8 protein-coding genes are annotated in these 5,918 nt (G+C 63.6%); 5 read left to right on the top strand and 3 right to left on the bottom strand.

Going from position 1 to position 5,918, the window contains the following annotated elements:
- From EN879_RS21510 to EN879_RS21500, 3 genes are all read left to right on the top strand, one after another.
- Positions 1-554: N-formylglutamate amidohydrolase (locus EN879_RS21510; protein WP_127274233.1), on the top strand; the 554-nt coding region annotated here is incomplete at its 5' end.
- A gap of 11 nt (positions 555-565) precedes the next feature.
- Entirely contained in the window at positions 566-874 is a 309-nt protein-coding gene (locus EN879_RS21505) for a DUF1244 domain-containing protein (protein ID WP_063170352.1), read from the top strand.
- A gap of 117 nt (positions 875-991) precedes the next feature.
- The gene (locus EN879_RS21500; protein WP_127274232.1) at positions 992-2,167 is read left to right on the top strand and encodes an MFS transporter; all 1,176 of its coding nucleotides are present in this window, start codon (positions 992-994) and stop codon (positions 2,165-2,167) included.
- On the opposite strand, the gene EN879_RS21495 is transcribed toward EN879_RS21500, so the two are convergent.
- A complete protein-coding gene (locus EN879_RS21495) occupies positions 2,131-3,039 on the bottom strand; it encodes a LysR family transcriptional regulator (protein WP_063169176.1) in 909 nt (302 codons plus the stop codon). The two genes, EN879_RS21500 and EN879_RS21495, sit on opposite strands and share 37 nt — an antisense overlap.
- A 114-nt stretch (positions 3,040-3,153) precedes the next feature.
- Here EN879_RS21495 and EN879_RS21490 point away from each other — a divergent pair, with 114 nt between their 5' ends.
- Both EN879_RS21490 and EN879_RS21485 read left to right on the top strand, forming a co-directional pair.
- Entirely contained in the window at positions 3,154-3,363 is a 210-nt protein-coding gene (locus EN879_RS21490) for a DUF680 domain-containing protein (RefSeq protein WP_063169177.1), read from the top strand.
- A 91-nt stretch (positions 3,364-3,454) separates the two neighbouring features.
- On the top strand, positions 3,455-4,414 hold the full coding sequence (locus tag EN879_RS21485; protein WP_063169178.1) for an SDR family oxidoreductase: 960 nt from the start codon (positions 3,455-3,457) through the stop codon (positions 4,412-4,414).
- Positions 4,415-4,471: 57 nt separating this feature from the next.
- Here EN879_RS21485 and EN879_RS21480 read toward each other — a convergent pair whose 3' ends face one another.
- On the bottom strand, positions 4,472-4,630 hold the full coding sequence (locus tag EN879_RS21480; protein WP_013529196.1) for a DUF3309 family protein: 159 nt from the start codon (positions 4,628-4,630) through the stop codon (positions 4,472-4,474).
- A gap of 92 nt (positions 4,631-4,722) precedes the next feature.
- On the bottom strand, positions 4,723-5,918 hold a 1,196-nt coding region (locus EN879_RS21475), incomplete at its 5' end, for an efflux RND transporter permease subunit (RefSeq protein WP_164774503.1).

The raw sequence follows: 5,918 nt of genomic DNA, 5'->3' as shown, positions 1-5,918 counted from the left end.
ATCCCAATCGCGGCGAAGACGACCCGACGCTCATTCGCCAGCTTTATGACGGCACGGTCGTACCTGGGAACTACCCCATCGCTGCCGAGGAGCGCGAGAGGCGGCTCGACGGGTTCTACCGGCCCTATCACGACGCCGTCAGCGCCATGATCGCCTCGGTCGCACAGGCTTCCGCCCAGGCGCCCTTCATCTTCTCGGTGCATTCCTTCACCCCGGCCATGCAAGGAATCCAGCGTCCTTGGCACGTCGGCATCCTGTGGGACCTCGACGACCGCGTGGCGCGGCCGTTGATAGACATGCTGGCGCAGGACAGGAACCTCGTCGTCGGCGACAACGAACCCTATGACGGCGCGCTGCGCGGCGACACCATGTACAAGCACGCCATCGTCAACGGCTTCGCCCATGCGCTGATCGAGATCCGACAGGATTTGATATCGGACCAGAAGGGCGCGCTCGCCTGGGCCGAACGGCTGGCGCCGATCGTTGACGCCATCGACCGCCGTCCCGATATACATGTGGTGAAGATGTTCGGCTCGCGCACCGGGCCGCTATGACGGAGGTTTCGATGACCGAACTCAGCGACGAGCAGCAACGCGATTTCGAGGCGGCCGCCTTCCGCCGGCTGGTCGAGCATCTGCGCGAACGCAACGACGTGCAGAACATCGACCTGATGAACCTCGCCGGCTTCTGCCGCAACTGCCTGTCGAACTGGTATCGCGAGGCGGCCAATGCCGAGGGCGTCGGTCTCACCAAGGATCAGTCGCGCGAGATCGTCTACGGCATGCCTTATGCGCAATGGCAGGCGCTCAACCAGACCGAGGCCTCCGACGCCAAGAAGGCCGAATTCGAGGCAAGGCGCCACAAGGACCATTAAGGCCGGCGATCACTCAAGGCTGTGTTTGGCTCAAAAAATGCTTCCCGAAAGAGCCTTGACTGAAAATTGAATCGATCTAATTTGCCGCGCGAAGCCATTTCTTGCGGGATTCGCCTCATGAACGCGTCAACTGCCAAGCTGACTGCCATTCGCGGCCGATGGGCGCTCGCGGCCATTTTCCTCGCCAACGGCTTCCTGACGGGCAGCTGGGCGCCGCAGATTCCGGTGTTCCTGACCCGGCTGGAGATTTCGAAGTTCACGCTCGGTCTGCTGATTCTGTTGTTTGGGGTCGGCGCCGTCGTCGCGATGACCTGGTGTGGCCATTTGATCTCCAGACATGGTTCGCGCACCGTACTGCGTTGGTTCGCCCTGTGCGGCAGCCTCGGTCTCATGGTCGTGGCGCTGGCGCCCGACGTACCCTTGGCGGCCGTTGCCATGATCATCTTCGGCGGCTCGATCGGTGGCATGGACGTTGCGATGAGTGCCAACGCCGTGGTGGTCGAACGGCGGCTCTCCCGCGCCGTCATGTCGTCTTCGCACGGCTTCTGGAGTCTCGGCGGTTTTGCCGGTGGCGGCCTCGGCGGCTTTGCCATCCAGCATTACGGCCACCTCGTCCACGCGGCGGCAGTAACGGCGTTTGCCTTCGCGGTGATCGCGGTGGCCGTTCGCTATCTCCTCGCCGAAGACAGACCGCAGGCGGCCGAGCACCACAAATTCGCACTGCCGGCAAACCCGCTGGTTTATCTGATCGGGCTGATGGCGTTACTGGCGATGATCTCCGAGGGCGCGGTGCTCGACTGGGCAGCCCTGTATCTGCGCCAGGAGCTCGGCGCCGATCTCGCCGTCGCCGGCCTCGCCTACGCCGGATTTTCAGGCGTCATGGCGGTTACGCGGTTCTTCGGCGACGGCATACGCAATCGCTTCGGCGCGGTGACGACGCTACGCGCGTCGGCCCTCGTAGCCGCGGTCGGCATGCTGGTGGCTGGCCTGGCGCCCTCGCCCTGGCTCGCCATTGCAGCCTTTGCCTTTTGCGGCTTCGGCATCGCCAATATGGTGCCGATCATCTTTTCGGCCGGCGGCAACCAGGAAGGCATGTCTTCCGGCACCGGCATGAGCGTGGTCACAACGATCGGATACTGCGGCATACTGGTGGCGCCGTCGGCGATCGGCTTCGTTGCCGAGCATTCCAGCTTCGGCCCGATCTTCATCACCATGTCGGGACTGCTGATCATCGTGTTGCTGATGGCCGGGCTCGCTCACCGCGCCGAATTCGCGCCAGCACCCGCAGAATAGCGTTTCAGCTCCTCGTGAAGGAAATCCACCACACGGCGGATGCGCACGCTGGTACGCACGTCGCGATGCATCGCCAGCCACACCGGCAGAACTGGCAGCGGCAGGTCAGGCAGCACCTTCTCAATCAAAGGATCCCTGTCGGCCAGCGGCTCCTGGCCAAGACCAATGCCGTTTCCCGCCCGCACCGCTTCCCACAAAACCATCTGGTTGTCGGTCCTGAAGCGGAAGCTGCTCCGGGTGACGGGGATGCCGTGCTGGGTAAAACCCCTGATGATCTCGTCGCCGCGGTCGAAGCCGACCAGATCGTGGCCGACAAGATCGGCAGGCTTCAGCGGACGGCCGCGCCTGTCGAGATAGGATTTGGCCGCGCAGGCGCAGAGCTCGATGTCGCAGACCTTGCGTGCCATCAGCTCGTTCTGCGCCGGCTTGACCATGCGGATGGCGATGTCGGCATCTCGACGCAGCAGGTTCTCAACCTGATTGGAAGCGACGATCTCGACCTCGATGCCGGGCTCCTCGATCCCCAGCCGCATCGTCATCTCAGGCAGGACATAGGCCGCCACGACCTCGCTGGCGGCGATACGCACCGTGCCTTCGATAGCCTCGACCGAACCCAGTGCCAGGAGTGAGAAGGCGCTTGCCTGCTCGCTGACCGCCTTGCCGCGTTCCAACAGCGTGCTGCCGGCCTCCGTCAGTTCGTAGCCGTGCCGTCCTCGACGGAACAGCGTGACGCCCAGCGCCTGTTCCAACTCGCCGATGTGACGGCCAAGCGTCGGCTGGCTGGCCGAAAGCTTTCGCGCGGCAGCCGACAGGCTGCCGGATTCCGCCACGGTGACAAAGCTCTTGATCAGGTTCCAGTCGATTTCTGCCATTCATTTATGAATATCAGAACGCCACCTTTAGTCAATTTCCATTCGTATTCGAAGCGCCCATATTCCAGCTGCAGACACCAACACGGACTGCAAACACCTACCAGGAGAACTCAGATGACCAAGATCGCTCTCACCACCGCCGCTATCCTCATTTCCGTCAGCGCCGCTTTTGCCGGCAGCGACAAGTTTGGTTCGAACGACGCCAGCCAGCCGGCCGCCACCAGCACCGACGACACGACCACCGCTTCGATTCACAACCCCGATGCGGCCATCCGGAAGCCGGTCACACAGGGCAGCAACCGCGACCTCTTCGGCAGCCGCTGATCCCGATCGCGCTTGTCGCTGATCCCGATCGCGCTGTCGCTGGTACCGATCGCCCGACCGACCACCTAAATCCCAACCAGGAGTGCTTCCAATGACCAAGATCGCAATTCTCGGTGCCGGTGGCCGGCTCGGCCGCGTGGTCGCCAAGGCCTTCATCGACGCGGGCTACGAGGTCCGCACCGTCACCCGCAACGGCAAGGTACCGGCCGAACTCAAGGGCGCCACGGCCGTTGCCGGTGACGCTCTCGACCGCGAGGCCCTCATCCGCGCCACGCAAGGTGTCGATATCGTCTTCAACGGCCTCAACCCGATCTACACCGACTGGGGCAAGTGCCTGCCGATGGCGCAGAATGTCATGGCCGCCTGCCACGCGAACGGCGCACTGCACCTCTTCCCCGGCACCGTTTACAATTACGGCTCGCCGATGCCGGCGGTGATATCGGAAGACACACCCTTCCACCCGAGCACGCAAAAGGGCCGCATCCGCTGCGCCATGGAGGAGTTGTTTCGTCGCGAGGCCGACGCGAGCCGCGTCCGCACCATTCTTCTGCGGGCCGGCGATTTCTTCGGCGGCACCGGCAGCGGATCATGGTTCGACCTGATCGTTGCCGCCAAGATCAACAAAGGTATCTACACCGCGCCTGGCCCGGTCGAGCTCGTGCATGAATGGGCCTATCTGCCTGACTTCGCTGTGGGTTTCGTCGCGCTGGCGCGCAATCTGGACAAGCTCGGCTTCTATGAAGCGCTGAACTTTCCGGGCCACGCGGTCACCGATCTGCAGATCAAGGCCGCTGCCGAGAAGGCTATTGGTCGTCCGCTCAAGATGACTTCGATGCCCTGGTGGGTGCTGCGCGCTGGCAGCCCGTTCGTGGCGATGTGGCGCGAGATCGTCTCCATGTCCTACCTGCGCTTCGAGCCGCATCAGCTGGCTTCGATACGGCTGGAAGGCATCGTCGGCGAGATCCCGCACACGCCGTTGGATCAGGCGGTTGCTGAAGCTCTTGGCGATATCGGCATTGCCACCGTGAATGGCGTTGCGAAAGCTGCCTGACTCCCGCGATCATGGGCGCCGCCCCTCTGCACACTGAACAATCCACGAGAGGGCGCCTCAGAGCCGTCCCATCAACAGCAACACCATGAGCACCACCAGCACGACGCCGACAATACCCGACGGCCCATAACCCCAGGAGCGCGAATGCGGCCAGGCCGGCACCGCGCCGATGAGGACAAGGATCAGGACGATGATGACGATGGTGGTGATCGGCATGAGAAGCCCTCGCTTCGACGTTTCGCTCAGAGACAATGCAGAGGCCGCCCGGTTGTTCCGGGCGGCCTCTGCGGTCAAATCGGCGATGGGGTCTATTCGGCGGCTTTCGGAAAGGCGATTTCCGGTTCGTCGCCTGCTTCCTGGCCAGGCCTGTCGGTCGGCGAAACCGTTCCCTTGCCGCGCCGGAACAGCCGGCGGAAAAACGCATAGAAGCGGCTGTTCTTGCTGCGCGTGAAAATCATCAGCATCGACGGCGTCACCACCAGCGTCAGCAAGGTGGCGAAGGACAGGCCGAAGACGATCGCCGAGGACAGCGAAATCCACCATTGCGTCGACGGCGCGTTGATCGTCGTCTCGTGATGGAAGATTTCCAGCCCAAGGCCGAAGGCGATCGGCAACACGCCGAGGATCGCCGACACCGCCGTCAGCACCACCGGCCGGGCGCGCTCGCGGCAGGTCTGCAGCACCGCGTCCATCTTGTCCCAGCCTTCTTCGCGCAGCCGGTCATAGGTGTCGATCAGCACGATGTTGTTGTTCACCACCACGCCGGCCAGAGCGATGACGCCAATGCCCGACATGACGATGCCGAAGGTCTCGCCTGTGATCAGCAGCCCCAGGAACACGCCAACCGTCGCCATGACCACGCAGGACAGCACCATCAGCACGCTGGTGAATTTGTTGAACTGCATCAGCAGCACCAGGAAGATCAGGAAGATCGCCGCCCCGAACGCCTTGCCAAGGAAGGCGCTGGCCTCGGCGCTGTCTTCGTTCGAGCCGGCCAGCTTCCAACGTATGCCGCTGCCGAGATCCATCCCGGAGACGGCCTTGGTGACCTCCGCCTGCACGGCCGCGACCTGGGCGCCTGCGGCAACGTTTGCCTGGACGACCACCGTGCGCGCGCCGTCGATACGGTTGAGGATACCGACCGTCGGCTCCGGCTTGCGCACGACGAAATTCGAGATCGGCACCGAGCCTTGCGAGGTCTGCACCCTGAGCTCGTCGAGCGTCGACAGCGTGCGCCGGTCTTCCGGCAGACGCAGCCTGATGTCGACGGCGTCGTCGGCGCCGGCAGGCCGGTATTCCGAAAGCTTCAGCCCGTTGGTCACCAGTTGCACCACTGTGCCGACAGCGGTTGGGCTGATGCCATATTGCGCTGCCTTGGCACGGTCGACCTCGAGCGCCCAGTCGACGCCGGGTGGCGGGAGGCCGTCGGAAATGTCGATGACGCCAGGCACCTTGCCGATGCGTGCCGCAACCGCGCGCGCTTTGTCGTCGAGCCCCTTGGGGT

The sequence above is a fragment of the Mesorhizobium sp. M7A.F.Ca.AU.002.02.1.1 genome, from assembly GCF_003998535.1.
Lineage (GTDB): Bacteria > Pseudomonadota > Alphaproteobacteria > Rhizobiales > Rhizobiaceae > Mesorhizobium > Mesorhizobium ciceri.
Note: the sequence above shows the minus strand (reverse complement) of the source record. Positions and strands in the feature narration are given on the sequence as shown.

Coding starts and splice junctions, on each gene's coding strand:
- EN879_RS21505 (WP_063170352.1), top strand. CDS start 566: ATGACCGAACTCAGCGACGAGCAGCAACGCGATTTCGAGGCGGCCGCC.
- EN879_RS21500 (WP_127274232.1), top strand. CDS start 992: ATGAACGCGTCAACTGCCAAGCTGACTGCCATTCGCGGCCGATGGGCG.
- EN879_RS21495 (WP_063169176.1), bottom strand. CDS start 3,039: ATGGCAGAAATCGACTGGAACCTGATCAAGAGCTTTGTCACCGTGGCG.
- EN879_RS21490 (WP_063169177.1), top strand. CDS start 3,154: ATGACCAAGATCGCTCTCACCACCGCCGCTATCCTCATTTCCGTCAGC.
- EN879_RS21485 (WP_063169178.1), top strand. CDS start 3,455: ATGACCAAGATCGCAATTCTCGGTGCCGGTGGCCGGCTCGGCCGCGTG.
- EN879_RS21480 (WP_013529196.1), bottom strand. CDS start 4,630: ATGCCGATCACCACCATCGTCATCATCGTCCTGATCCTTGTCCTCATC.